General features: G+C 36.7%; 32 protein-coding genes. 7 read left to right on the top strand and 25 right to left on the bottom strand.

What is annotated here, in order from left to right; genetic code table 11:
• The first annotated feature begins 125 nt into the window (after positions 1 to 125).
• Positions 126 to 1,160, top strand: a complete 1,035-nt coding sequence (locus IGL32_RS06565; protein ID WP_023895066.1) for a YdcF family protein — start codon at positions 126 to 128, stop codon at positions 1,158 to 1,160.
• Between the two features lie 59 nt (positions 1,161 to 1,219).
• Here IGL32_RS06565 and IGL32_RS06570 read toward each other — a convergent pair whose 3' ends face one another.
• Both IGL32_RS06570 and IGL32_RS06575 read right to left on the bottom strand, forming a co-directional pair.
• Positions 1,220 to 1,942 carry a TraX family protein gene (locus tag IGL32_RS06570; RefSeq protein WP_002379477.1) on the bottom strand — a complete coding sequence of 241 codons (723 nt, stop codon included), beginning with the start codon at positions 1,940 to 1,942 and terminating at the stop codon, positions 1,220 to 1,222.
• Between the two features lie 104 nt (positions 1,943 to 2,046).
• Positions 2,047 to 2,799, bottom strand: coding sequence for a DUF7006 family protein (locus IGL32_RS06575; protein WP_167591267.1), 753 nt, complete (start codon positions 2,797 to 2,799; stop codon positions 2,047 to 2,049).
• Between the two features lie 196 nt (positions 2,800 to 2,995).
• On the opposite strand from IGL32_RS06575, the gene IGL32_RS06580 reads away from it, so the two are divergent.
• From IGL32_RS06580 to IGL32_RS06595, 4 genes are all read left to right on the top strand, one after another.
• A complete protein-coding gene (locus tag IGL32_RS06580) occupies positions 2,996 to 3,790 on the top strand; it encodes an SDR family NAD(P)-dependent oxidoreductase (protein ID WP_002379479.1) in 795 nt (264 codons plus the stop codon).
• 128 nt (positions 3,791 to 3,918) lie between these two features.
• Positions 3,919 to 4,347, top strand: a complete 429-nt coding sequence (locus IGL32_RS06585; RefSeq protein ID WP_156210028.1) for a MarR family winged helix-turn-helix transcriptional regulator — start codon at positions 3,919 to 3,921, stop codon at positions 4,345 to 4,347.
• A 10-nt stretch (positions 4,348 to 4,357) separates the two neighbouring features.
• A complete protein-coding gene (locus IGL32_RS06590) occupies positions 4,358 to 5,320 on the top strand; it encodes a ring-cleaving dioxygenase (protein WP_002381868.1) in 963 nt (320 codons plus the stop codon).
• 12 nt (positions 5,321 to 5,332) lie between these two features.
• Positions 5,333 to 5,935 carry an alpha/beta hydrolase gene (locus IGL32_RS06595; RefSeq protein WP_002361880.1) on the top strand — a complete coding sequence of 201 codons (603 nt, stop codon included), beginning with the start codon at positions 5,333 to 5,335 and terminating at the stop codon, positions 5,933 to 5,935.
• Positions 5,936 to 6,155: 220 nt separating this feature from the next.
• Here IGL32_RS06595 and IGL32_RS06600 read toward each other — a convergent pair whose 3' ends face one another.
• From IGL32_RS06600 to IGL32_RS06665, 14 genes are all read right to left on the bottom strand, one after another.
• Positions 6,156 to 7,124, bottom strand: a complete 969-nt coding sequence (locus IGL32_RS06600; protein WP_014525018.1) for an NADP-dependent oxidoreductase — start codon at positions 7,122 to 7,124, stop codon at positions 6,156 to 6,158.
• 90 nt (positions 7,125 to 7,214) lie between these two features.
• The gene (locus IGL32_RS06605) at positions 7,215 to 8,498 is read right to left on the bottom strand and encodes an ABC transporter permease (protein ID WP_002357458.1); all 1,284 of its coding nucleotides are present in this window, start codon (positions 8,496 to 8,498) and stop codon (positions 7,215 to 7,217) included.
• Positions 8,499 to 9,179, bottom strand: a complete 681-nt coding sequence (locus IGL32_RS06610) for an ABC transporter ATP-binding protein (RefSeq protein WP_002357457.1) — start codon at positions 9,177 to 9,179, stop codon at positions 8,499 to 8,501.
• Between the two features lie 192 nt (positions 9,180 to 9,371).
• Positions 9,372 to 10,103 (bottom strand): hypothetical protein, encoded by a 732-nt coding sequence (locus IGL32_RS06615; RefSeq protein ID WP_002360209.1) that lies wholly within the window; start codon positions 10,101 to 10,103, stop codon positions 9,372 to 9,374.
• 1 nt (position 10,104) lies between these two features.
• Positions 10,105 to 10,959, bottom strand: a complete 855-nt coding sequence (locus IGL32_RS06620) for an ATP-binding cassette domain-containing protein (protein WP_002366745.1) — start codon at positions 10,957 to 10,959, stop codon at positions 10,105 to 10,107.
• A complete protein-coding gene (locus IGL32_RS06625; RefSeq protein WP_002357453.1) occupies positions 10,956 to 11,324 on the bottom strand; it encodes a GntR family transcriptional regulator in 369 nt (122 codons plus the stop codon). The genes IGL32_RS06620 and IGL32_RS06625 overlap by 4 nt, the downstream gene beginning before the upstream one ends.
• A 148-nt stretch (positions 11,325 to 11,472) precedes the next feature.
• Positions 11,473 to 11,922 carry a hypothetical protein gene (locus tag IGL32_RS06630; protein ID WP_002357452.1) on the bottom strand — a complete coding sequence of 150 codons (450 nt, stop codon included), beginning with the start codon at positions 11,920 to 11,922 and terminating at the stop codon, positions 11,473 to 11,475.
• A gap of 114 nt (positions 11,923 to 12,036) precedes the next feature.
• Entirely contained in the window at positions 12,037 to 12,591 is a 555-nt protein-coding gene (gene lepB, locus IGL32_RS06635) for a signal peptidase I (RefSeq protein WP_002382369.1), read from the bottom strand.
• A gap of 18 nt (positions 12,592 to 12,609) precedes the next feature.
• Positions 12,610 to 14,052, bottom strand: coding sequence for a S41 family peptidase (locus IGL32_RS06640; RefSeq protein WP_002379484.1), 1,443 nt, complete (start codon positions 14,050 to 14,052; stop codon positions 12,610 to 12,612).
• 87 nt (positions 14,053 to 14,139) lie between these two features.
• Positions 14,140 to 14,358 (bottom strand): YozE family protein, encoded by a 219-nt coding sequence (locus IGL32_RS06645; RefSeq protein WP_002364020.1) that lies wholly within the window; start codon positions 14,356 to 14,358, stop codon positions 14,140 to 14,142.
• Between the two features lie 5 nt (positions 14,359 to 14,363).
• A complete protein-coding gene (gene msrA / locus IGL32_RS06650; RefSeq protein WP_002357448.1) occupies positions 14,364 to 14,879 on the bottom strand; it encodes a peptide-methionine (S)-S-oxide reductase MsrA in 516 nt (171 codons plus the stop codon).
• Positions 14,880 to 14,895: 16 nt separating this feature from the next.
• Positions 14,896 to 15,549 carry a YpmS family protein gene (locus IGL32_RS06655; RefSeq protein ID WP_002357446.1) on the bottom strand — a complete coding sequence of 218 codons (654 nt, stop codon included), beginning with the start codon at positions 15,547 to 15,549 and terminating at the stop codon, positions 14,896 to 14,898.
• On the bottom strand, positions 15,542 to 16,441 hold the full coding sequence (locus IGL32_RS06660) for an SGNH/GDSL hydrolase family protein (RefSeq protein ID WP_162784103.1): 900 nt from the start codon (positions 16,439 to 16,441) through the stop codon (positions 15,542 to 15,544). Before IGL32_RS06660 ends, IGL32_RS06655 begins: the two co-directional genes overlap by 8 nt.
• 103 nt (positions 16,442 to 16,544) lie before the next feature.
• The gene (locus IGL32_RS06665) at positions 16,545 to 17,387 is read right to left on the bottom strand and encodes a DegV family protein (protein WP_002357444.1); all 843 of its coding nucleotides are present in this window, start codon (positions 17,385 to 17,387) and stop codon (positions 16,545 to 16,547) included.
• A 131-nt stretch (positions 17,388 to 17,518) separates the two neighbouring features.
• Between IGL32_RS06665 and trhA the strand changes: the two genes are divergently transcribed.
• Both trhA and IGL32_RS06675 read left to right on the top strand, forming a co-directional pair.
• On the top strand, positions 17,519 to 18,172 hold the full coding sequence (gene trhA / locus IGL32_RS06670) for a PAQR family membrane homeostasis protein TrhA (protein WP_002379487.1): 654 nt from the start codon (positions 17,519 to 17,521) through the stop codon (positions 18,170 to 18,172).
• Positions 18,173 to 18,365: 193 nt separating this feature from the next.
• Complete coding sequence (locus IGL32_RS06675) at positions 18,366 to 18,563, top strand: hypothetical protein (protein WP_002360203.1); 198 nt, start codon at positions 18,366 to 18,368, stop codon at positions 18,561 to 18,563.
• Positions 18,564 to 18,668: 105 nt separating this feature from the next.
• On the opposite strand, the gene IGL32_RS06680 is transcribed toward IGL32_RS06675, so the two are convergent.
• From IGL32_RS06680 to IGL32_RS06720, 9 genes are all read right to left on the bottom strand, one after another.
• Positions 18,669 to 19,181: an adenine phosphoribosyltransferase gene (locus IGL32_RS06680; protein ID WP_002357441.1), complete on the bottom strand. Its 513-nt coding sequence runs from the start codon at positions 19,179 to 19,181 to the stop codon at positions 18,669 to 18,671.
• Between the two features lie 2 nt (positions 19,182 to 19,183).
• On the bottom strand, positions 19,184 to 21,496 hold the full coding sequence (recJ, locus tag IGL32_RS06685) for a single-stranded-DNA-specific exonuclease RecJ (RefSeq protein WP_202569275.1): 2,313 nt from the start codon (positions 21,494 to 21,496) through the stop codon (positions 19,184 to 19,186).
• A gap of 154 nt (positions 21,497 to 21,650) precedes the next feature.
• Positions 21,651 to 22,118 carry a LapA family protein gene (locus IGL32_RS06690; RefSeq protein ID WP_002369327.1) on the bottom strand — a complete coding sequence of 156 codons (468 nt, stop codon included), beginning with the start codon at positions 22,116 to 22,118 and terminating at the stop codon, positions 21,651 to 21,653.
• Positions 22,119 to 22,134: 16 nt separating this feature from the next.
• The gene (locus IGL32_RS06695) at positions 22,135 to 22,923 is read right to left on the bottom strand and encodes an SDR family NAD(P)-dependent oxidoreductase (RefSeq protein ID WP_002357438.1); all 789 of its coding nucleotides are present in this window, start codon (positions 22,921 to 22,923) and stop codon (positions 22,135 to 22,137) included.
• Positions 22,924 to 23,865 carry a ribonuclease Z gene (gene rnz, locus IGL32_RS06700; protein WP_002360200.1) on the bottom strand — a complete coding sequence of 314 codons (942 nt, stop codon included), beginning with the start codon at positions 23,863 to 23,865 and terminating at the stop codon, positions 22,924 to 22,926. It abuts the gene before it with no gap.
• Positions 23,866 to 24,079: 214 nt separating this feature from the next.
• Positions 24,080 to 24,646 (bottom strand): hypothetical protein, encoded by a 567-nt coding sequence (locus IGL32_RS06705; protein WP_002357436.1) that lies wholly within the window; start codon positions 24,644 to 24,646, stop codon positions 24,080 to 24,082.
• 120 nt (positions 24,647 to 24,766) lie between these two features.
• On the bottom strand, positions 24,767 to 25,012 hold the full coding sequence (locus IGL32_RS06710) for a KH domain-containing protein (RefSeq protein WP_002357435.1): 246 nt from the start codon (positions 25,010 to 25,012) through the stop codon (positions 24,767 to 24,769).
• An 11-nt stretch (positions 25,013 to 25,023) separates the two neighbouring features.
• On the bottom strand, positions 25,024 to 25,299 hold the full coding sequence (rpsP, locus tag IGL32_RS06715) for a 30S ribosomal protein S16 (protein WP_002357434.1): 276 nt from the start codon (positions 25,297 to 25,299) through the stop codon (positions 25,024 to 25,026).
• Between the two features lie 146 nt (positions 25,300 to 25,445).
• On the bottom strand, positions 25,446 to 26,249 hold the full coding sequence (locus tag IGL32_RS06720; RefSeq protein WP_002369325.1) for a GNAT family N-acetyltransferase: 804 nt from the start codon (positions 26,247 to 26,249) through the stop codon (positions 25,446 to 25,448).
• Positions 26,250 to 26,384 lie beyond the last annotated feature (135 nt).

Raw genomic sequence — 26,384 nt, forward strand, 5'->3', positions numbered from 1 at the left:
TACTTTTCATGAAAAAACTTCTTTTCTAAGAATGAAAGGAAAACTTATGCTTCGGCACAGCTGTTTATTTATGTCAGATCCTAAAGCATGTTATACTTTAGATACTTATTTTTAGGAGGAATTAAATGGCACTACTACTATTCTTTTTGTTTATCGCCCTACTAGGATTTGGTATATTAAAAATTAATAACCGCAGTATCCTCGGCGGTATCACTCTGGCTTCCGGCACCTTATTGTCATTAGTCACCTTACTATTTATCGGATTAGACAAAATTTATTTACATTTTAAGAATGGCGACCTAATTACCTTGGCCATTGCTTATCTATTAATTCCCGCTGTGTTTATCGGCATTTGCCTTTACTTTATTTTTAACTCACGTACGATGCAAACGAAAGAAGGCAAAAGTGTCACGGCTAAATTGTCGGCGGGCTTAGGGCTGAACTTATTAATTGCTTTACCAGCCTTTCTATATTTATTATCAGTTGGCACAGCGCAAATACCTTATATGCTTTTTCTGTTCTTACTTTTTCTATTGTTAATGGATCTTTTACTGACCTTTCTATTTGCTGCTTACGTCTTGTATTCATGGATGTACCAAATGATTCCTTTAAAAAAAGCGGTTGATTATATCATTGTTTTAGGTTCGGGAATTCGTAGCGAGGAAGTACCTCCACTTTTGAAGAGTCGGTTAGATAAAGGGATTGAATATTATGAAAAAAATCCCACCGCTAAATTTGTAGTCAGCGGTGGTAAAGGTCCTGACGAACCTGTGGCCGAAGCTTTCGCAATGAAAAAATATTTGCTTTCACAAAATATTCCTGCAGAAGCAATTTTGATGGAGGGCCAATCCACAACCACTTATGAAAATATGTTGTTTTCTAAAGCAATAATTCAGGCAGATTGGCAAAAGATGCCGTCTGATTCTAAACAACCCTCTGTTATTTTTTCAACAAATAACTATCATGTCTTACGAGGAGCTATGTATGCCCATCGTGTCGGCTTAAAAGCTGAAGGTGTCGGGGCGCCAACTGCCTTATATTTTTTACCAACTGCTCTAATCCGAGAATACATTGCCTTACTGGTTCATGATAAGCGAATTGTGCTTTTTGTTTTTCTACTTGTCACTCTTCTTTTAGGAATCAGTATCTTACCCATCTAAAAAAATAGCGACTCACAAAAATGTGAGTCGCTATTTTTATTTTTTTAATATAAAAAGGTTTAATGAACGTAATTGGCTATCAATGCAATCAGCCATAAATGAAGCGGATAGAATCCGTAAAATAAATATTTGAAAAATGGTGCTTTGCTCCCTCTCTCACCATTGTAAAGCAATATAAATGGTAACACAGTGATAAACATAAAATCAGAATTATAAGCTAACATTTCAATTGTCGTTGGCCAATCTCCCAACCATTGAAAACTTGTAACTAAGAAAAAGAGCGCTAATGCACCATATAAACAGTTCCGTAAGACAAGTCTCTTTCTGGCTAAATACGTAATCAACATAAAAGGTAACATCACAATGCCACCTTCAGCAAACATTGCTCCTATTCCTAAAATTGCTAATATACTAATCAATAAAACAATTTTTAAACTGATTTTTGGCATTTCTAGCATCGCTTTTGTCACAATTAACATACTGACACCAAGGGCTAAGGTGAAGAAAATATTGTTGTGAACAGCGACAGCTGGATTATTCACTAAATGATTTAGCAGCGTATTTCCAACAAACATGATTGCTGCCCAAATATACAAACGACCATTGTAACGATAAACATTCCGTGTATAGTTGAACCCTTCTACAGCCATGTAACCAAAAAACACACCGACACAACGAGTAATTACATGAAAAATCAGTGCCCATCCTGGCGGAACAAAATAACTAATATGGTCAAGAACCATTAACCCCATCATCAATAACTTTAAGCGATTTGCGTTCATGAATCGTCTCCTTTATTTTTTCTACAGAAACTATCATATCTTTTTATATAACAGAAAACAACGAACATTCTTGTTAGATTCAACCATTCTTTTTGTCACTTTCGTTAAACTTGGTACCGCAAAGATAAATCTTCAAATAAATAATGTTGGTATTTAAATTGTTCAAAATGAATTTTTCGAATTTCTTGCTTAATGGCTGTTGAGCATTCATCGACCGTCATCAATGATTCTTCTTTTAGAAGCGCCTCTTCTATTAATAATTTGCATTGGCAATCAATCAATAAAAGTTGACTATAGAATGTGTAAAATGTTTCTTTATTTAATTTTTCAATCAAATTTTTAGCTTGATTCTGCAGCTTTTGATAATATTTGGTCAATTTTTGATAATCCATTAAATCAACTAACTGACCTTGTTTTAACATGTTACTAAAGTCTAAATCCCAAAGCATTTCTTTAGTCGGCTGTTGCAATAAATAATACATAGAATGACTACTAATAATTTCAGTGGTCGGTTCTTCAATTGTTTCGTAAAAAGTTACAAAATATTCTCGCTCAATCACAGTAATAATTTCTTCTTCTGAAAGCTCACAATCTTCTAAATTTTGATAGAATATCAATAATTTAATCCGCTCATCTATTTTATTCAGCGAAGCGACTAATTCAGGAAAAAGAACCGACTGACAATTCTCTACTAATTCTCTTGCCTTATTTTGTTCATTTTTATAAAAGTTGTATAACTTTTTCCGCTGTTTTAACGAGTTTAATAAGTTATCGGGTATATTCCAGTAATATTGTTTCTTCATAGCATTCCCACTCTTCTTTTTTATGTACAATTTTACAAAATTGGTCTTTGCCAATTTCGTCTCTAGTTATTCTATCAAAAAAGTGACGCTTTTTTACTGACAATAATTACTCGTTTTACGCCCAAAAAGTGAAAACTCAGCTGTTAAGTAATTATTGGGGCTTGTTTCTCGCGGGCCGAAAAAACTTTTTCCTTTTAAAAGTCCAGAAAAAGACCTACACTAGAGATAGACAAACGTTGGAGGGATTTAAATGGATTTACACTTAACGAAGAAATTAGCATTAATTACTGGTTCAACCAAAGGAATTGGCAAAGCAATTGCGATTGAAATGGCTCGTGAAGGGACCGATGTCATTATCAATGGGCGCAATGAAGCCGAAGTAATCAAAGTTGTTGAAGAAATACAAACAATGTTTCCAGACACTCATCCTCAAGCAGGGACTGCCGATATTTCCATTGAAAGTCAACGAGCTACTTTACTTGAAAAATTCCCTAAAGTCGACATTTTAGTGAACAATATGGGGATTTTTGAGCCAATGGAATACTGGGACATCGATGACGCCACTTGGGAAAAATTTTTTACTGTGAATGTGTTGTCAGGCAATGCATTAGCAAAAGCTTATCTACCTAAAATGCTTGCACAAGATTTTGGTCGCATTATTTTCATCGCTAGCGAAGAAGCGGTGATGCCTTCTGGCGAAATGCCCCAATATAGCATGACAAAAACGATGAATCTTTCCTTAGCTAAAAGTTTATCCAACTTAACTGTCGGCACACATGTCACCGTTAACACGGTTATGCCTGGCTCAACCCTTACCGAAGGTGTAGAAAAAATGTTGGAAGATATGTACGCTGATTCAGACATTCCCAAAGAGGATTGGGAAAAAGATTTCATGAAAAATCATCGTTCTCGTTCACAAATCCAACGGCTCATTCGACCAGAAGAAATTGGTCGTTTTGTTACCTTTGTGGCCAGCCCGGATTCTTCTTCATTCTCAGGCGAAGCCTTAAGAATCGATGGCGGCTTAGTTCCAACGATCTTCTAAATTAAACAAAAAAGACAGCCAGAAAAAATTCACATTTTTTGCTGGCTGTCTTTTTAAGCATATTAATTGATTACTTACCAAAAGTAAGTTACATTTATCTCGAATTCGAAATAAAAAGAGGTGAAACAATGACCCAACAGCAAGAAGCTTTAAAAGCCTATATCGGTTTATTAAGAACCAGCCATCAACTAGAGCAACTTGCCAAGCAAGATGTCACTTGTTATGACTTAAACATTACAGAATTTTCAGTATTAGAGCTGTTACTCCATAAAGGTCCTCAGACCATCCAAAAAATTAAGAAGAAAATTTTAATCGCTAGCAGTAGCACCACTTATGTTATTGACCAATTACATAAAAAAGGCTATGTAACGCGCACCCCCAGTGAAAAAGACCGACGCATTACTTACGTTGAATTAACAGAAGCTGGAAAAACATTAATTGAAGAAATTTTCCCGATGCATGCAAAGCGAATTGCAGAAGCATTTGAACAACTCTCTTCTGAAGAATTAACTCTTCTTCAAAAAACTTTACGAAAAATAACAAATGAAACGAAATGAGGAAATAATGATGAAAAAAGAAGATCAATTATTAGGAATCCACCACGTTACAGCTATGACAAGTGATGCAGAAAAAAACTATCACTTCTTTACAGACGTTTTAGGGATGCGTTTAGTCAAAAAAACAGTGAATCAAGATGATATCTATACTTACCACACCTATTTTGCCGATGATTTGGGTACACCAGGTACAACCATGACCTTTTTCGATTTTCCCAATAACCCTAAAGGATTAAAAGGAACCAATACAATTTCAAGAACAGGGTTCCGGGTTCCTTCAGATGCAGCTTTGACTTATTATGAAAATCGCTTCAATGAATTTGCTGTCAAACACACAGGTATTTCTGAAGAATTCGGGAAAAAGGTCCTTCGCTTTTGGGATTTTGATGATCAAGCGTATCAATTAATCTCTGATGAATTAAATCAGGGTGTTGCAGCGGGCACCCCTTGGAAAAAAGGACCTGTCCCTACAGAATTTGCGATTTATGGCTTAGGACCTGTCGAAATAGCTATTTCCTATTTTCATGAATTCAAAGAAGTCTTTGAAGAAATTCTAGGCTTTCACGTAGTGGCACAAGAAGGCAATCGCTATTTACTAGAAGTTGGGCAAGGTGGCAATGGTGCCCAAGTCGTTTTGGTAGACGATGATACTAGCTCACAAGCGCAACAAGGATATGGTGAAGTACATCACGTTGCATTCCGCCTAGCGGATCGTAAATCACTTGGGACTTGGCAAGCGCTCTTTGATCATTTAGGCTTACAAAACTCTGGCTATGTCGATCGTTATTACTTTGAATCATTGTATGTTCGTATTGGGCATATTTTAGTCGAATTAGCCACCGATGAACCAGGATTTATGGGGGATGAACCTTACGAAACATTAGGAGAAAAGTTATCTCTTGCGCCATTTTTAGAAAACCGTCGTGAGTATATTGAGAGTGTTATCAAGCCGTTCAATACAAAACGAGCCTAAGGAGGAAAAAACATGCATTCAATTTTTAAAAAAGGACATCCTGAAGCACCTGTCTTTGTGCTACTTCACGGTACAGGTGGTGATGAAACATCTCTCCTACCAATTGCCCAAGAACTAAATAAACAAGCTACTGTGCTAAGTATTCGTGGTGATGTTTCAGAAAATGGAATGAATCGTTATTTTAAGCGCCTAGCGGAAGGTCATTATGACTTAGAAGATCTAGAAAAACGCGGCGAGGCGCTTCATAAGTTTATTCAACAAGCCGCTAACGAGCATCAATTTTCATTGGATAAAATTATTTTTATTGGCTATTCAAATGGGGCCAATATCGCTATTCAATTATTGCTTACTCATCCCGATAGTTACCATCAAGCTGTCCTCTATCATCCCATGTTTCCTGTTGAATTGACCAATCAACCAGACTTGACCGACACTTCTGTTTTATTATCTCTAGGAGAGCATGACCCGATTGTTCCACTTCCTGAAAGTATGCGTGTGATTCAACTATTTCAGAATCATGGAGCAACCGTACAAGAGGTTTGGACACAAAGTCATCAATTAACTTATCAAGAAATTAAGGAAACACAAACTTGGTTGGCACATCTGTCCTCTTAACAAAAAAGTGAGGTCGGGACAGAACCGTTTAGCTCCGAGAAATAAGAAGAAATTTCCGAAAATTGCTCTTTAATTTTTGGAGAATTTCGGCTTATTTCCGAAGGAGTTGGTTCTGTTCCCGCCGTTTATCAGGTTTTGAGCCTGGGACAAAAATCTCTTTGGATTTTTGTCCCAGGCTCACTTTTTCTATTTTAAGATAATTCACTGTCTGAGCTTCTTTTTATTCTGCCATTTGAACAACTATTTTACCAACTGCATGGTGCGTTTCACTGAGTGCATGTGCATCATAAATCCCTTGTCTAGAAAAAGGGAAAACTTCACCAATAATTGATTTCACTTTTCCAGCTGCCATCAAATCAGCAATTTTTTGTAATTGTTCTCCATTTGGTTGAAGCCAAATACTTTCAGCAGAAATATTTTTTTCGGCTGCCAATTGTTTATCTTCAATGCCCACAATTGAAACAAGACGACCTGTGTTTGGTTTTAAGACGTCAAAACTATTTTTTTGAACCTCACCACCCATTGTATCAAAGACCAAATCAACATCAGCTAATACCTCTGCAAAATTCGTTGTATGATAATCAATCACTTCATCTGCACCAATTTTTCTCAGTAAGGCATGATTTTTTGCGCTAGCGGTCGTGATGACATGTGCGCCCGCTTCTTTTGCTAGTTGAATCGCATAAGTACCGACCCCACCTGCACCAGCATGAATTAAAACAGTTTCTCCTTCTTTAAGGTGACCATGATCAAACAATGCTTGCCAAGCGGTTAAACCAGCCAACGGAACGGCAGCCGCTTCTTCAAAGCTAATTGTTTCAGGGATTTTTGCTAATAAATGATCATCCACAATCGTTACTTCTGCATAGGTGCCAAAACGAGTAGTTTCAGGACGAGCAAAAACTTTATCGCCAACTTGCCAATCCGTTACTTGACTCCCCACCTCTGTAATCACACCAGCGACATCCCAACCAAGAATAATCGGAAAGGACCAATCAAACATCTGTTTTAAATATCCTTCACGCAATTTCCAATCAATCGGATTAATTGATGTCGCGTATTCTTTTACCAACACTTGATGTTCCGATAATTCTGGCAGTGTTACTTCTGCTTCTTCAAGTACCTCTTTACTTCCGTACTGATTAATCACAACAGCTTTCATAAACCAACTTCCTCTCATTTGTTTCATTTTTCACACTTTTAGTATACGCCTATTGCCTTCTTTTTATATAAGAATATGCTTTAGTTAAATTGAGAGAAAGTAGCTGTTTTTAGTCTATTATTCATAACGTAAAGATTCAATTGGATCTAATTTTGCTGCTCTTCGAGCTGGTAAAGTTCCTGCTAAAAAAGCAATAAACATAATAACTAAGATAATCGTTAGTGAAGATGGCAATGAAAATTGAATTAATTTAAATCCTGTTAAAGCCTTTAAAAAAGAATCCGTTGCCAAACGATTAACTAAATTTCCAACCCCAACAGCTCCTAAAATGCCTAATATTGAGCCAAAAAAGCCAATTAAAGCCGCCTCAACACTAAAAATTGTAAAGACTTTCCCATTGCTAAGTCCCATGGCTTTCATTAAACCAATTTCTCGCGTTCTTTCTTGGACAGACATATACAGCGTGTTAATAATGCCAAAGCTTGCAGCTAACAAGGCAATTGCACCAAACATGGTTAAGACACCAGTGATTGCATTGATTATATTACGAATCATGCCAATTTCATCTTCGACAGTAGTCGCTAAATAGCCAGCTTTGTCTAAATCTTTTTTGATGTCCTTAATCTGCTCTGGCGTGCTGTCTTTTTTAACTTCAGCAATAATCATCGCGTATTGATTTTTTAAATGTTCTGGAAGATCTGCTTGATTGATTGAGACAACTTTATCAATCAATGCTTTATTCATCAACGAGAGCCCATTTTGAATGACACTGGCATTTCTAACGCCAACAATTTTTGCTTCAATAACTTGCTCTTGTCCTTTCAAGGAACTTGAGATACCTAATTGAACTGTTTCTCCCACGGCAGCTTTACTAGATGTATAGCCGAGCGCTTTTACATATTCTGGTGACAAATTAATTTCGAAGTCCTGGCTCGTTTGCGAAACTTTACGGCCAGCCGCTAAATCAATGGTCATCTCATCTAGCGCAGAAGTTGCTGAAAATACATATTTATGCTTATCTGCTCCTTTTATATAATCGATAGCAACGGATTTCATTGGTTCCACTGATGTAACATCCGAGATTTTTTTAATCTTCTCAATATCTTTTTCAGCAAGCATACTTTGTTGTTGAATCGTACTGGTTTTTTTCTCTGGATTATATTTACTTGGTTCTGTTCCGTTACCAACATTCATCTCCATTTTTGGCTGAATAAATAGCTGATTTGCACCACCGACACTGCCGACTTGTTTGTCAATATAATCATTTACACCAATATTGACTCCTGTAGTTAAAGCTATGGTAAATGCTCCAATAAAGATTGCAATAATGGTCAATACGGTTCGACCTTTATTACGCATTAAATTGGTACTAGCTGATTTTAAAATATCTCTAAATTTCATTTACTCATCTCCTCCTACAATCAAGCCGTCTCGAACATGAACTTGCCGATCACAACGTGCTGCTAAGTCTGGATCATGTGTCACAATAATTAAGGTAATTCCTTTATTTTTATTTAAATCAAATAACAATTCTTCAATTTTCTTCCCAGTGGCAGAATCTAAATTCCCTGTAGGTTCATCTGCAAAAATAATTTGCGGATTATTAACTAAAGCACGCGCTATACATACCCGTTGTTTTTGGCCACCAGATAAATTATTCGCTTTATTTTGAACTTTATCTTCCAAACCGACTGCTTTTAACGCATCTAAAGCCATCTTTTTCCTCTTGCTACCGGAAATCCCACCAATTTTTAATGGTAAAAGAACATTATTTAAAACTGTATCCTTGGCATTCATAAAGAATTGTTGAAAAACAAAACCAAATTCTTCATTTCTCGTTTTATTCAGCACTTTCTTTCTAATACTAGTAACATTTTTACCATTTAAATAAATATCTCCTGAAGTTGGTTGATCTAACAATGCCAAAATGTGCATAAATGTTGATTTCCCAGAGCCACTTTTACCAATTATGGCCACAGATTCACCTTTTTCAACTTTTAAATCAACACCTTTTAACGCATCAAATTTTGTTTCGTTCTTTCCATAACTTTTTTTAATATTTTTTGCTTCAATTACCGCCATGTTACCCCTCCATTTTTCATTCTTTGTCGTTTACTTATTTACAAAGTTTTTTACTCTTTTCATACTCCTTTCTTCTCTTTCTATTTTGACGGAAGCCCTTTCCTTTGTCATGGTACTTCCGATGTATCTCTCAATTAAAACAATAAGAACATGTTCCAAATTCACCTCATTGAACATGTTCTTATTAATTAGTTATGCATTTACGCGTTTAATTTCACGATGTTTATTCAATAAATAGGCCAAGCCAAGATTAATACCAACAAAGCAACTGATTGTCAGAAGAAGTGGTAGGACAGTAAAACCAGTGGATTGATAACCAACCATTGCTTGCAAGACATGGAGCATTCTCAGGCGCATTGGTGCCCCCCCTAATTGTGCAATCGTGCCCAGTAAAATAGGAATCATTAATAACAGCAATAAAACAATGAGTTTTTTTACGCCATCTATCCGATCATTAAAGACACCTGCTAACAAGCCAAGTGAGCCGCTAAGCATTAGTAAGATAAAAAAGAGCAACCACGACATGAAAAAGTTTCCTTGTGCATAGACATCAATTAATTTCATTGATAATTGAAAATGAGAAATGAAATTGCCGCTAAATACTTTAATCAGTACAAGTACAGCCAAGGATCCAACCAAAGATAAAATAGCATTACTTACAAAATTCACCAAAAAAATTGTCCAGCGGGAAAGCCCGTTTTGAATAAACAGTTTAAAATCTGTGTTCATCCCCAAAAATGATAGTATCCCCATAAAAACCAGACAAGGAATTACTGCATCAGAGCTGACAGTGTTCACGTCGTTAGAAAAGAGCAACCCAATAAGAGGAAAAAGAATGCCGAACAAAGCATAAAAGCCAAAATAAATTGCTAAGGAACGGACTTGATAAATAACACGATACCGCAAAGCTGTTTTAAATTTCATTTTACTTTTCCTTCTTTCTATTGGTTAATTGTACAAAATATGTTTGTAAATTTAGCGGCGCAATTTGAACCTCTGCTTTTTCAGTCGGCAAGTCGCCGTACACGTAAGCCGTAACTGCTCCACCTAAAGTGTCCATGCCTAAGATTTCCAATGACTGAGTATAGCGCTCTACTTGTTCTTTCGGCCCAGAAACAATGCGACCGTTTTTCAAAATTGTTTCAATAGATTCTGCGCGAATCAATTTTCCTTGATCAATGATGATAATATCTTCTAATAAATTCGCAATTTCTTCAATCAAATGGGTAGAAATCACAAACGTACGGGGACGTTCTTGGTATGTCTCAATTAAATAAGTATAAAATAATTCCCGATGATTGGCGTCTAAACCTAAGACTGGCTCATCTAAAAAAATATACTCACAGGGGACGGATAGCGCCACTATTAGTTTAGCAATACTCCGATAACCAGTTGATAATTTTTTGAATGTCTTTTTACCATCTAAATCAAAATCGCTTAACATTTGTTCGGCTAAAGACCAGTCAAAGGATCCATAAAAACCTTCAGTCGTTTTAAAAATATCTTTAATTTTTAACTGAGGAGGAAACAAATTATCTTCACTCATTAAGTAAATATGAGTCAAAGCAGCCTCATTATCGGTCACTGTTTCTCCCGCCAATTTAACGGAACCTGAAGTGGCAAAACTTCGATTATTTATGATATTTAATAACGTACTTTTACCAGCCCCGTTTCTGCCTAAGAGCCCATAAATCGTTTCTTTTTCAAAAGTAATTGAAATATTATCTAGTGCTTGTTTTTGATGATATTTTTTACTTACTGATTCCACCCGCAAACTCATGCGTCATACCCTCTTTCAATTAGTTGTTTTAATTGTTCAGCTGTAATCCCTAATTTTTTAGCTTCTGCGACAACTTCTAAGACTTCTTTATTTAAAAATTCTTCTTTCCGTGCACTTCTTACTCTCTCTTGAGCGCCTGGTAAAACAAACATGCCAATCCCCCGTTTCTTTTCAATCAACTGTCGTTCTACTAATAAATTCATTCCTTTTAAAACGGTGGCTGGATTGATTTGATAACTTTTTGATATTTCTGTGGTTGAGGGAATTTGTTCGCCTTCTAAGTAAGCGCCATTAAAAATTCCTTCGGCAATCTGATCGGCTACTTGCTGAAATAAAGGCTTTTCCCCCGAAAAATTAAATTCCATTTTTACACCTCGCTTAAACGGTTAACTACTTATGTAACTAACTATATATCTTAGAAATTCTTTTGTCAACAAAAAAAACATTGTTTCCAAAGAAATTTTTCTTTGAAAACAATGGCGATACTTTTGAGTTTATTGAATGGTTTCGTTCTTATAGGGTTCCATTGTATAACAATTCATCGGTTGTTTCGTTGACAATTTTTAAGCGATTTTGTTTTTTTATCAAAATACTTTTATAGGTCGTTCCTGTAGCCTTTTCTTCCATCACAAGAATGCGTTTATACTCATTATCAGTGACTTTCTTAATCGTTGTTTGATTTAAGGACGGGATTTTTTCTTTTAGCGTTTTTTCTTCCGCCAGACCTTTTAAGATTTCTGATTCTGTAGTGGAACTTGTGGATTTACTAGAATCGCTTGATACACCTTCGTTATTAGACGCACTTTCAGATGACTTGCGACTTGATTCGGTTACTTTAGGCTGTGATGATTCACTGGTATTAGTTGAATTCATTTGAGTTTGGGTTTGATTCCCACATGCACCAATTAGCAACCCAACGCCTAAGATAGAACTTGCTAAAATTGTTTTTCTAATCATTTGCATGACCTCCTACATCTATCATTACTTTAACCTTAACATTTTTCAGCTAAGAGAACAATTTTTCAGATTAGAAAAGACCACTAGTCGTTATTTAAATAAACGAACTAGTGGTCTTACTTATTTAGGAATGATCTTCATATGAGTGAGTGGGTAATAAACAAATTGTGCTTTCCCTAAGATTTGATCTGCATGTATTGCACCAAAAGAACGGCTGTCTTTGGACATACGGCGATTATCACCAAGCACAAAATAGCTATCTTTAGGTAATTTTTCTTGCATTAACAATTCTTTTGAATCAAAATTCGTAGTGTAAGGCATCGTTTCATGATCTTTTTTTCTGTTTTTAGTTAAATACGGTTCAGCGATTGGCTGATTATTGACATATAACTGATCGTTTTCGTAACGCACAGCTTCTCCTGGTAAACCAATCACACGTTTAATCAGAATCGATCCTGTGTCTGTTTTAAAGACCACCACATCAAACCGTTTAATGGCGGAGAATTTTTCCATCACAATCATATCTCCTTGATTCAAGGTTTTTTGCATGGAATGGCCATCCACCCGAACAGGAATCAGGAAAAATCCTCTTAAAATAAAAACGGCTACGATTGCTGGTACTAAGATTTTCAGAAAGTACATTAAATACCCAACATAATCACGTTTCTTCTTCAACTTCGTGCCACCTTTTTTCTAGTTTTTTTGAATTTCTTTGACTGCTGTATCGTAGGCAGCGTCATTTTCAAGAATTAATTTACCTAAAGTGGCTTCAATTTTTGTGGCTGTTTCATTGTCGATTTCTCCAGTTACAGGCAAGCCATTTTTCTGTTGAAGATCGCTAACCGCTGCTTTTGTTTCTGCGGTGTAGTTTGCATTGTTTTCATCAACAGGATACGCTAATACAGCTAAAATAGCATTTAAGTTCTGAATATCTTCAGATTGATCTCCTTCTTTTAGCGTTTTATCGCGAGGAATCAATTTTAAATAGGCATACTCGGGGTAATCAGCTTTGATGGTTGGTTCAATTCCTTTTTCGTTGATCCATTCGCCTTTTGGTGTTAACCATTTTAAAACAGTCAATTTTATTTCGGTTTGGTCATTTAAATCTTTCACCGTTTGGACCGTTCCTTTGCCAAATGTTTTCGTTCCAATTAGTGGGACATTCGCAGATTCATGCAGTGCTGCAGCAAAAATTTCGGATGCACTGGCACTATTGCCATCAATGATAACTGCAACAGGTTCTTTTACTTTAAAGCCGCCGTCTAATTCTTTGGAAGCAACTTCTTTCATCGTACGTCCTTTTTTGTCTTCAAATTGAACAATTGTTTCGCCATTTTTTAAAAACATACTGGCCATTCGCTCTGCTTGATCTAGCAGTCCACCAGGATTTTGGCGTACATCAATTACAAAGGATTTAGCTCCTTTGTCACGTAAATTCGTGATTGTTTCTTTCAATTCTTGATATGTTTTTTTACCAAAGGACGTAATTTTAATCGAGCCAATTTGTGCATCATTTTTGTCTAACTCACCAGTCACTGTTTTAACGGGAATTTTCCCACGTTTGATGGAGATATTTTTAGTTTCTCCCTCTCTTTGGATAGTCAATTCAACGGAAGTTCCTTTTTTACCTCGGACTTTTGAGACGACTTCTGCTAGTTTCATCCCTTTTGTAGCTGTACCATCAACTTTTTCAATAATATCGCCTTCTTTGATTCCCGCTTTTTCAGCTGGGGAATCTGCTACAGGGGCCTCTGCTACAACTGGTTCGCCATCTTTCATTGTCATAGTGGCACCAATTCCTTCAAAATCGCCAGATAAGCTTTCGTTTAAATTATTGGCAGCAGATTCATTTAGATAAGTTGAGTATGGGTCTCCAATAGCTTCAGACATGCCTTTTAAGGCGCCTTCAACTAATTCATTTTTATCTACTTCACCTACATAATTGGTACTAATTTCATTATATAAATCCTGCACTTTGCTTAAATCAGCATTGGTAATTGCCCCTTCTTGACTCATCTTTTTAACACGATGATCAAAATAAATATAACTACTTCCTCCAGCTAAAAATGCGACACAGAGGAGCGAAATAATATATTGATAAAAAGGAACAGTTCGTTTGTTCTTCATAGATTTCATCTCATTTCTAACAAATTCGTCACTACTTTTGTTTACTATAACATGAATGAAAAAAGAGGAAAAGCTTTGTTTGCTTTTCCTCTGGATTTATTTATTGTTTTCAAGGTACTTTTCCCATAACTCATCAAAGATGTCCATGTTGCTTAAATAGTCAGCATTCATTTCTAAATAAGAAGAAAGTTCATGATAATCCTCGGTTTGTTTTGGAAACTGAATATCTTTGGCCGCTTCATTGGCAAAATCAGTTTCAGAATCTTTAGCCGGACCTTTTAATGTCATTAAGTAATGGTAAAAGCTTCGTCTCATGTAAATTAATCACTCCATTTTTCTTCGATAAATTCACTTCTACGTTGATGGGACAATCCATAACGCAAAGCGTCTTTTTTATAAAAGTCTTGATGGTATTCTTCAGCAGGATAAAATGGTGCTGCTGGTTCGATGGTGGTAACAATTGGTTCTGTAAAACGACCACTATTAGCTAGACGTTCTTTACTTTTCTCAGCAATTTCTTTTTGTTCTTGGGAACGATAAAAAATAACTGGCCGATAATTATCGCCGCGGTCTTGAAACTGACCGAAAGCATCAGTAGGATCTGTTTGTTGCCAATAAATATCCACTAATTGTTCGTAAGAAATAATCGCTGGATCAAAAGTGATTTCTACTGCTTCCGTATGGCCTGTTGTGTGTGTTAGAACCTGTTCATATGTTGGATTAGGCACGTGCCCACCTGTATAACCCGAAACAACTGAGATAATCCCTGGTTGTGTATCAAAAGGCTGCACCATACACCAGAAACAGCCGCCTGCAAAAATTGCTTTTTCTTCCATCTCTAACACTCCTTTTTTATTTCTCTTTTGGCAAGTATATATTCATCCGAATGTCATCGTCAACTAAATTAATCTTTTCTGCTCGAACAAATAGACCATTTTGCATTCTAAACTGATCTAAACGTAATAAAACAGTTTGATCATCTGGATTGATTTCAACCCATTTAGGTAGTTTGTAAGAACGTTTAGCAAATTTCAATACTTCTTTAATTGGCAAGCCTAACGTTCCTATAGATAAACTTTTTGCTTTTAATTGTACATTACCATTCGCCATCACGTAAGGATCAAAATATAAGTAAAAAGGAATGTCATGCCCTAACACCTGAAATGTTCCATTTAATAAAGCATCATTTTCTAAATAAAATTTATATTTAATCTCCGAGCCTTTTTGAAAGTCGGCTAAATAAAAGTCAATCAGTTTGTTCACTTGTTGTTTTTTTGACTGAATGGTGACGACTGGCTCGCCTTCTTTTTCAACAATTGCTGGTATTTTCTTTAAATCTGGTTCGCGAACTTGTGTTGCTCGAAATGTCACGAAAGCTACACTACCAATGACTAAACCCACTAGAACAAGAAAAGCGATTTTCCAGGGATTTCGTTTAAGATTGGTTGGTTGTGTCTTTTTAATTGATTTACTTGTTTTTGGCTTTTCTTCATTCATTTTATTCACTACCTTCTGATTTTGTTATCCATTCTTTCTCTGTCTTGACCATTTCATCCCGGACAGCTCCGGCCATAATTTGGTAGCCAAGATTATTTGGATGGAAGCGATCTTCTTCATATAACAAATTGTTTAAATCCTCTTTGCTAGCACTACTTCCTGTAGTTTCTGAGTCGCCACCAGTTACGCCAACTTCATCGCCACGACCTTTATAGAGTAAATCATTGATAGGAATGAAATAGGCTCGTTTTTGCTCTTGAACCATTTCTTCGGTTGCTTGATTCCAGTTATCAACGATTTCTTGCATTTCTGTAATTTCGGAAAAGTTTAAGTAGAAGGGATTGTAAATTCCTAAGACATAAATAGGGGCCTTCTCGTTGTACTCTCGGATTTCTTCAAGTAGTCGTCTTACTCGGCGTTGATAGGCTTTTTGTGGACGATTGAACGAGCTGACTTTCAAGTCGAAAATATTACTACTAATTACTTTCATTAAGTCATTTCCACCAACCGTTAGCGTAATCACGTCCGCATAGGCAAGGCCCTTTTGAATTTCAGGTTTCTCTTTGATTCGTTTTAAAATTTGATCACTACGATCCCCATTTTTCCCAAAATTGTCTGTTTGAACACCGTTCAAGTTGTAGTGTTCTTTTAAATCATCTGCCACAATAGGAACAAAACCTCCACTATTCGTCAAATCGCCAATTCCTTCAGTTAAAGAATCACCGATAGCTGTATAATGAATGACTTCTTTTTGATTTTTTTGAGCAGTTGTGGCCACTTTCTCTTGCTTTAATAGTGGCTTTGCTTTGGGGATGGCCACACTTAACAATGTAAAAACACCTAGCGCAATGAGGATAGGTGTTAAGACGGTCAGCAAAATATGCTGTGTTTGTTTTTTCATCTTCGTCACTTCCTTTTAAATAAACCAACAAGAAATTTTCCTTTTCTTGTTAGAAAGAGGTTGCGTCTACTCATTTAAGAGCGAGACCCAACCTCGTTATTTCTTAGTCTGTATAGTACATAATAGCAAAGGCATTTTTTCCTGTATGTGTTGCAATGACTGGATTCGTATGTAATACGGGAATATCCATGTCTTTAAAGATTGCTTGTAATCCTTCTTTGAATCCATTTGCTAGTTCTAGCCCATCCGCATGAGAAATGCCAATTTGTCGAACATTTGGAATCTTACTTAATTCTGATTTCAATTCGTCAAACCATTTATTAAACGTTTTAACGCCGCGGCCTTTCGCTACAGGAATCAATTCCGTATTTTCAAAGTCCATGACAACTTTCATATTAAAAATGTTTGATAATAATCCTGTTGTACGGCTGATTCGTCCACCTTTAACCAAATTATCCAATGTTGAAATGCCAATGTATAATTTGGTATTTTGTTTGACGCGTTCAATTTCAGCTAAAATTTCTGGAACACCCGCTCCCGCTTGTGCCAATTTTGCTGCTTGAATGACTTGGAAAGACAAACCTTGGTCTGTAAAATCGCTATCAATCACCGTTACTTTACTTGATGATAAGTTGCTAGCTTGACGGGCCGCTTCAACCGTTCCACTTAAGCCTTTTGTCATGTGAATCGAAATTACTTCACTGCCATCTTCACCTAAGCGATCATATAATTCTACAAATTCACCAATTGGTGGTTGACTCGTTTTGGGTAAGGCCTTCGCATTAGCCATCATGTCCATAAATTTTTCGCCTGGCAAATGATCATCATCTGGATAAACAACGCCATCAACCATAATTGATAAAGGCATCATATGGATATTTAATTCATCTCTAAGACTTTTTTCCATCGTACATGAAGAATCCGTTACGATTTTAACGTTTGTCATAAATTTATCACTCTTTCTTTAAAAGGAACCTGTTTTCATGGTAGAATACCATTAAACGGTTAATTATCTAGTTATAGTATAACAGACACTGCCGAATTTTTCATCAAATTAAAATAAAGGAAGTGAATTTATTGGAAAAAACGCATTTCTCAAAAAAATACCTAATCGTGAACGAAGTCTTAAATGCAGTTACACATGGCATAGGCGCAGGTTTAAGTATTGCTGGCTTAGTCATTTTACTTGTTAAAGGAGCTCGTTTAGGCTCACCGATTCACGTGGTATCTTATGCTATTTATGGCTCCATGTTGATTCTACTTTTTTTATCTTCAACGTTATTTCATAGTTTAATTTTTACAAGAGCCAAAAAGGTCTTTCAGGTCTTCGATCATAGTTCTATTTTCTTATTGATTGCTGGCAGCTATACGCCGTTTTGCTTAATTAGTATTGGCGGTTGGTTAGGTTGGACCTTATTTAGTTTAGTCTGGTTAATCGCCGTTGTCGGTATTGTCTATAAATCCCTCACGTTGCATAAACAAGAAACAGTGAAAAACATTTCAACGATTATTTATATTGTTTTAGGTTGGCTCTGTATCATCGCTGCTCGTCCGTTATATGAATCTCTTGGGTTTACAGGAACAGCGTTATTGGTCGCAGGGGGCGTGTCTTACACATTAGGTGCAGCCTTCTATTCATTGAAAAATGTGCGGTTTATGCATGTAGTTTGGCACTTGTTCGTCATGCTTGCAGCGATCCTCATGTATTTTTCTGTTCTCTTTTATACGTAATCACAGCACAATAAGAACACGATGCTCAAAGCATCGTGTTCTTTTATTGCCCTAAATCTCTTTATTATAAAGGATTATTCTTCTTTTCGAATTATTTTAACATAAATTAGTAGAAAAGACTTTACAAAACGAACATACATTCGTATAATAACAATACGAACACTCGTTCGAATCAAATGAAGAGGTGATACACATGGAAGCAATTCGTCGTGTTGGATTTTTATTTTTTGTATTGGTTATAGGTATTTTTTTGGGAACATTAGGATTACGTCTTGCTTTTATGATCGTGACGCCGTTATTTATTCTTTGGTTTATGTCATGGGATGAGAAGCGTTATACACGTACACGTAAACAACAGCAAGCAAGATACGTTTATCGTAAGTTCCCTTAATAAATAATAAAACGGTGTGTCCCCCCCAAGCTATGCTCCGTTTTTATAAATATGTCAAAGAAAGAGCGAAGGATTAAATCCTTCGCTCTTTCTAATTAAATTAGATTAGTATTCCATTAAGGTAACAATATCGTAGCCATCAATTTTATCACGGCCATGTAAATCCATTAATTCAATTAGGAACGCACAACCAACCACAATACCACCTAATTGTTCGACTAATTCGATGGTTGCTTTAATAGTACCACCAGTTGCTAACAAGTCATCACAAATCAAAACACGTTGACCTGGTGTGATGGCATCTTTGTGCAACGTTAATGTATCTGAACCATATTCTAAGTCATAAGTCACTTCGATGGTTTCACGAGGAAGTTTTCCTTTTTTACGAACCGGAGCAAAGCCAACCCCTAGTTCATAAGCCACTGGACAGCCGACAATAAAGCCACGAGCTTCCGGTCCTACAACCATATCAATTCTTTTTTCTTTCGCGTAATCCACGATTTGTTTCGTTGCTTCACGGTAGGCATCCCCATTAGCCATTAATGGAGAAATGTCACGGAACACGATCCCTTTCTCAGGATAATCTGGAATGCTTGCAATGTAATCTCTTAAATCCATTTTTATTTGTCCTCCTCATTCCACAGCCATTGTTGTATTGTTTGACAATCACTGTAAAGTAGAAATTCTTCTGTTTTTATTTTTTTCAATCGTTGTTGGTACACTTGACTTTCAGTCAATGGTCGATTGTCGGGTTTCTCAATACTGTTTAAAACACCGCTTTCTATTGTAACAAATCCTAAGTCAAAAAACACCTGTATCATGAAAATTAATAATTTTTCTTGGATATTTAAGTAATTTGCCACCTTCGATAGCTGGGAACGTAGATTTACTTCTTTTTGCTGCAAAATAAATTTATACAATGTTGCAAATTGTTCACGTGAAGCCATACCGTTTAAATAAGCTTCTTCTGGTGAAATAAACATCATGTATATACGTTGTATCTCAGTCGCTTCAACAATTTCTTTAACCGTGATTGCTTCCACAGGACAGTCGACAAAAACCAGTTGTTCGATTTGATTTTGAGAAACAGCTTCCACCAATTCTTTTTGGTTTGACCAAACAATAATATTAGCGGTTGGATCTGAAATGAATTTTTGATTTTTTTCATCAAACAAAAGATAAGCTGTTGCTTCTGAAGGAATTGGTTTCGTTTGATTATTTTTGCCACGAAAATCAAATAATTGTCTTCCCGATACAGCAAAATCAGTCACCATTAATTGTGGTTTCTTACGACCATTCCATTCATTGGTGGAAAGTTGGCCTGCCACATCGGCGGTTCCTTGTGCTAGTTCATCCGCTTGAGGCCCCATTTGAAAAGCAATTGCATCCAATTGTGCCCCTTCTTGATTCATTTGAAATTTCAGATGTGCATTATCTGCACCAATTTGCCGAATTTGCGTAGGCGTGATTTCCTTAAATACAAAAGTTGGAACAGTATTATCGGTCCCAAAAGGCGCCAAAATACGCAATTGATCAATAAAAGTAGTCGTGGCCTGCGAAACCGCTAAGCTCTCACTAATGAGCAACTCTTGTCCATTAGCCATATCAATTTGATTTTTTTCAATAAAGTGTACCAAATGTTCTTGAACAAAAGGAATATTTTCAACAGGTAAAGTCATTCCCGCTGCCATATGATGCCCACCAAAATGAGTGAATTGCTCACGCACTTCGTTCAACGCCTCATAGAGATTCAATGCGCTAATGCTACGTCCAGAGCCTTTAGCGGTCGTACCAGATTCATCTATTGCTAAAATAATGGTTGGTTTCCCCGTTTCTTGCATAATGCGGCCCGCGACAATCCCTAAGACGCCTTCATGCCAGCCTTGTTTCGCTAAAATATGGACCGGCGCATTCGGGTCGATTAAATCCAGGGCTTCTTTGGCAATCGTCGTTACAATGTCTTTTCGTTCATTGTTTTGTTGATCGATATATTTAGCGATTTCCAGCGCTTGTTCTTCATCAAATGTAGTCATCAATTCAACACCTGGTGCGGCTTCCCCTAATCGACCTAATGCGTTTAAACGAGGTCCAATGGTAAAGCCAATTGATTCTTCTGAAACAGCTTCCTTTTTCACACCCGCTTCTTGTAATAAAACGTCTAAACCAATTCGATCACCAGTTTGAATCATTTGAAGGCCCATTTTGACAAACGTTCTATTTTCATCGGTTAATGAAACCAAGTCAGCAATCGTCCCAATTGCTACCAAATCTAATAACTCAATTGGCAATTCACCAAGTAACGCAGTAGCGACTTTGAAAGCCACGCCAACACCAGCTAAATCTCCAAAAGGATAGTCACCTTGTGGATGTCTAGGGTGGACAATCGCATAGGCTTCTGGTAATTGTTCAGGCAATTCATGATGGTCAGTAACGATTACATCTACTCCTTGTGCCATAGCGTAGTTAATTGCTTCATGTCCGGCTACACCATTATCAACGGTTACAATTAATTGGACTCCTTGTTCAATTTGTTCAGCAAATACGTCTTTATTAGGCCCATAGCCATGAACAAAACGATTCGGTAGAAAGTACTGAACCATGCCACCGACTAATTCGATTGCTTCTTTCATAACCGTGGTACTAGTGATGCCATCTGCATCATAATCCCCATAGACAAGGATTTGTTCACCCGCTTCGACGGCTTGCTGGATGCGGGCTACCGCTTTCTCCATATCATGCATTAAGAACGGATCATAAATATCTTCGATAGTCGGATGTAGAAACTTACGTAATGCTTCTTCTGTCCGGATATTGCGGTGCCATAAAAGTTGGCCAATTAATGGATTAATTTCTTCTTTTTTTAATTGTTCTATAAATTCTACAGGTAATTCTGTCTTTGTCTGTAACTGCCATTGATAGTTTGATTTTTTCACGACGTCACTCCTAACCAAGTAATTATAGCAAAATTTTTCCAAAAACTAAAGAAAGCATTTTTTTAAATCTGAGAAAAAAACTGTGATATCTGTTAGATAAATAGCAGATATCACAGTTTTATTTTAAAAGAAACTTAGTGATAAAGTCTCTTCCTTATTTTTGTTCCTCTTCATTCACACGAGGTTTCACATAACGATCAATACGACTACCTGACACAGGCGTTACGTCTACTTCTGTGTTTGACGTTTGTTCGTTGACCACTGGTTCTGAGACTTGTGGTGCTGCCGCTTGTTTGGCTTGCAAATCAGCCAATTGATTATCAAAAGAACGTTGAACTTTTTCCGTTTCTTCTTTGACTAATTTATCCATATCATTTTTATAAATATCCAACTCTTTTTGTACAGCTTTTAATTCCTTACGTTGGTTCCAAATGGTGGTTGTGGAGGTTAGTAATCCAACTAGTGCGCCAATAATTGCAGAACCTAAAATAATTAAGATTAACGGTCCACTAATTTTAGTAAAACCAAAGTTTACTGGAACAGCTTGATTATTTAAAACAGCAAAAATAACAACAATTAAGACCAACACAAGGCCCAAAATAACACGCCATTGATTTTTCATGACTTGATCGACTCCTTTATTTTTTATTTAAAATATTTCCCGCTATGAAATCTCCTAAATGTGGAAACAATGTATAAAAGCGGGCTGCCGCTTCCATGACAAATGGACGATTAATCTCACGTCGAGAAGTCCCCATACTCCCAACCACTTCTTTCGCTAATTTCGTAGGGTCCAAAACAATTTTATCCACCGCAGCTAGATATGTGCCTGTCGGGTCCGCTTTATCAAAGAATTCTGTTTGGATTGGTCCTGGATTGACAGTCGTTACTGCTACACCCAACGGTTTCAATTCTAAACGTAAAGCATTTGAAAAACCTAACACAGCAAATTTCGTTGCAGAATAAACGGTTGATTTAGCTGTAGCCATCTTCCCAGCCATTGAAGCAACGTTGATAATATGTCCTTGCCCAGCTTCAATCATTTTAATAGCTACTTTTTGAGTAAACGTCATCATTCCTAGAACGTTGACATCAAACATTTGGCGTGCAACAGCCAAGTCAATTTCAACAAAATTTTCAAACAAGCCAAAACCAGCATTGTTGACTAAAACATCTATAGGACCAACTTCTGCTGAAATAGCTTCAACCACACGTTCAACACTTTCTGGATCGGCAATATCTAATTGATAAGAAAATGCTTCTCGTCCGCTTAAAACAGCACACTGCTCGCGAACTTTACCAATCAAATTAATTCTGCGGGCGCAGACAACGACGACCGCCCCTTGTTTAGCTGCTTCATAACAAATTTGTTCACCTAAACCAGCTGAACCTCCAGTTACGACAACGACTTTATTTGTTAAATCCATCTAAGCTCCTCCTTCATTGGCAAATGGAATCTCAATGATATCCATATCTTTTACGATTTTTGTATTGGGGAAAATTTCTTGGGCTTCTTCTTGAAGCTGATAGGCCTCTTTGGTTAAATAACGGGCACTAATATGCGTTAAAATAAGTTGTTTTACTTGCGCTTCTTTTGCAACTTCAGCTGCTTGTTGACTGGTTGAGTGGAAGTAGGCTTTTGCCATTTTTGCTTCGTGTTTATTAAACGTACTTTCATGGACTAAAACATCCGCTCGTCGTGCTAAAGTTACACTATTTTTGGTTTTGCGAGTGTCTCCTAAAATCGTCACGATTCGTCCAGGTTTACGCTCTCCCACAAACGCTTGTCCATTAATTTCCTGTCCATCAAAAACAATCGTTTCACCACGTTTGAGTTTGCCATACAACGGCCCAGAAGGAATCCCTAAAGCTTGAAGTTTCTCTACTTGTAATTCTCCTTCATGCGCTGCTTCCTCAATTCGATAGCCAAAGCTCGTGATGCCATGGTCCAAGATATTACAGCGAACAGTGAATTGTTTATCTTTAAAAATAACGTCATTTTCTTTCGTTAATTCAATAAATTTCAGTGGATAGGACAACCGCGATTGCGAGACCCGTAAAGAAGTCTTGACAAAGTCAGCAATCCCAACTGGTCCATAGATTTCTAAAGGTTCTGTCCCGCCCTGAAAAGAACGACTACTTAACAAACCAGGTAAACCAAAAATATGATCCCCATGTAAATGTGTAATAAAAATCTTTTCAATTTTTCTTGGGCGAATACTACTTTTTAAAATTTGCAATTGAGTCCCTTCCCCACAATCGAAGAGCCAAACTGCATTTCGTTCATCTAATAATTTCAACGCAATTCCTGTGACATTGCGATGTTTTGCTGGTACACCAGCGCCTGTTCCTAAAAATTGTATTTCCATCTGCTACCATACTTTCTTTTAAACTTCCTTTTTATTTTAGAAGAAGTTTGCTCCTTTAGCAAATAATAATTTATCTATTTTCTCAAAGTTTCCTTCTTAGTTTACCGTATTTTACGATAAAATAACAAAAAATTAGCAAACTACCATAAAAAACCGTGATTTCTTAGTATTTTAAAAGACTGTTTTCCTTTATTCAGAAAACAGTCTTTGCTCCTTATTCTTCTTTCGATGTTGCTTCTTTGTGTTGTTCTTTTTTTGCTTGCCACGATTGTTTCGCTTCATTTGCAACTTCGTTCGCATCGTTAATTTCTTGTTGGACTTCCTCTAAATCAAGCCGCGTGATTTCGCCACCTAAGTCAAACATAACCAATTGGTTGAGCGGACGGTTGTCTTCTTCTTCTGCAATTAATAACAATCCCGTTTGTCCTTCATCAATCTTTTGAATCACATGTTCAAAAACCGTTTGTGCTTCTTGAATTTCTTTGGCGTCTTTGCTTGCACCATACATACTTCCAGCAAACCAGCCAAAAAGAATGCCCAGAGGACCACCTAATATGCCTACTAGCATCCCAATCATGCTATCTTTTGATGTATGATTGTTGCCTGTAAAATCGATAAAATCATTGATTTTAAATTGATGCTGGCCATCATTAACATGCGTAACAACCGCCATTTGCTCACCTTTAAGCTGTCTTTCTGCCTGCATCTTTTTTATTTCGGAAAATGCTTGGTACGATTTACTTTCAATATCAAAGTTCATAATGATAATTCGTTTTGCCATACAAATCGCTCCTTTATTCTGGATACATCTATTTTAGCAAGAAAGGCCTATCTCTAGCAATGAAAACTTTTTGGTTATGTATAAAAAAAGAAGATAGCTAGGCTACCTCCTTGTTAATGCTTATTTACCATCAAGAATATTTAAACGGACCTTTTTCGGACCATCGATACGTACACTATAAACAATTGTCCGAATTGCTTTTGCAACACGCCCTTGTTTACCAATGATACGTCCAATATCTTCTTTGGCCACAGTCAAATTATACTCGAGGAAATCAGTTGATTCCTCAATTTCTAATGAGACTGCTTCAGGTTGACTGACTAACGGACGGACAATAGTTAAAATTAACTCTTTCACATCTGCCATATTCAATCACCTTATTTCTTAACGTTTTTAGCTTCATGATGTTTTTTCATAACGCCTTCTTTTGAAAGGATGTTACGAACTGTATCAGAAGGTTGCGCACCTTTAGATAACCAATCTAAAACTAAATCTTCTTTTAAAACTACTTCTGCAGGGTCTTTCAAAGGGTTGTAAGTACCTACAGTTTCGATGAAACGTCCATCACGAGGAGAACGAGAATCAGCTACTACAATACGGTAAAAAGGACTCTTTTTAGAACCCATACGTTTTAAACGAATTTTAACTGCCATTATTAAATACACCTCCATTAACTTAATCACAAGAGTTAGTTTAACAGATTAACAACAACCTGTAAAGAGTTTTTTCTTGACACCTTTACTTTTTTTCAATTTTTTTAGCCAATTTGCAGGAAAACAAACGAAATAATGAAGAATTTTTACAAAATTTGATAATAGTTGTACTGGTTTCTCACTTGAAAGCCTTCTGTTTGATAGAGATGAAGCGCTGCTTGATTTTCTGTTTCAACTTCTAAAAAAATAGTCGCTGAAGCTGAATTTTCTAAAATCATTCGGAGCGCAGACTGTAACACTTGACGGCCAAGACCGCGACCTCGTTGCGTTTTTGTCACAACAAAGCCATAAATCCCCCATTCGTTTTCAAAATGATCCAAACGTAGCGTGGCTAAAAGTTGATTGTTTTCTTTATAAATAAGTGTTCGTTGAAGGTCCTCCGGCAAAGGCGTACCTTCGAGTAACCTAGCCAAGGAATCCAAATCAGCCACTTGTGGTCGGAGAAGTGTCAGCTTCGCCAACGCCTGTGAGTAAGTTTCTCTTTGAAAAACCAGATACTGTTCTGAAAAAGCTGGCACAATTCCTTGTCTATTAAAATAATTCAGGCCAACAGATTGCTTGTCGTCCATCACGAGAAAGACTTCTTTCATTCCCCACAAAGCTGCTTGCTTTTCGAGTTCTTGAACAAGTTCTTCAAAAAATGGTCCTACATTTGGCGCAACAATCGTCGCTTCCAAGGTTTCCCCATCAAAACAATACCCTACGATATATGCTTGAATGGTTTGTTCCTTCCTGTATAAACCATAATAAGTATAAGCTGATTCCTCAGGAAATGTTTGTTCCAATTTATAAAAAGTTCCTTGTTTAATCATTTCCTTGTTTTTTAATTCAGTCAATGTTTGTTTCTCCAACTGTGTTAACTGTCGGCGCCAATTTATTTTTTTATTCAAGCAGTTGCTCCTTTACTCATCCTTTTACTAGCTATTATACGTGAAGTTACGAAGTTCAACAATGTACAAGGATAAAACGTTTGCGCTTTTTTTGAAAAAGTACTATCATAAAGTAAGTAAAAGAAAAATGGAGGG

The sequence above is a fragment of the Enterococcus sp. AZ035 genome (assembly GCF_050548325.1).
Taxonomy (GTDB): domain Bacteria; phylum Bacillota; class Bacilli; order Lactobacillales; family Enterococcaceae; genus Enterococcus; species Enterococcus faecalis.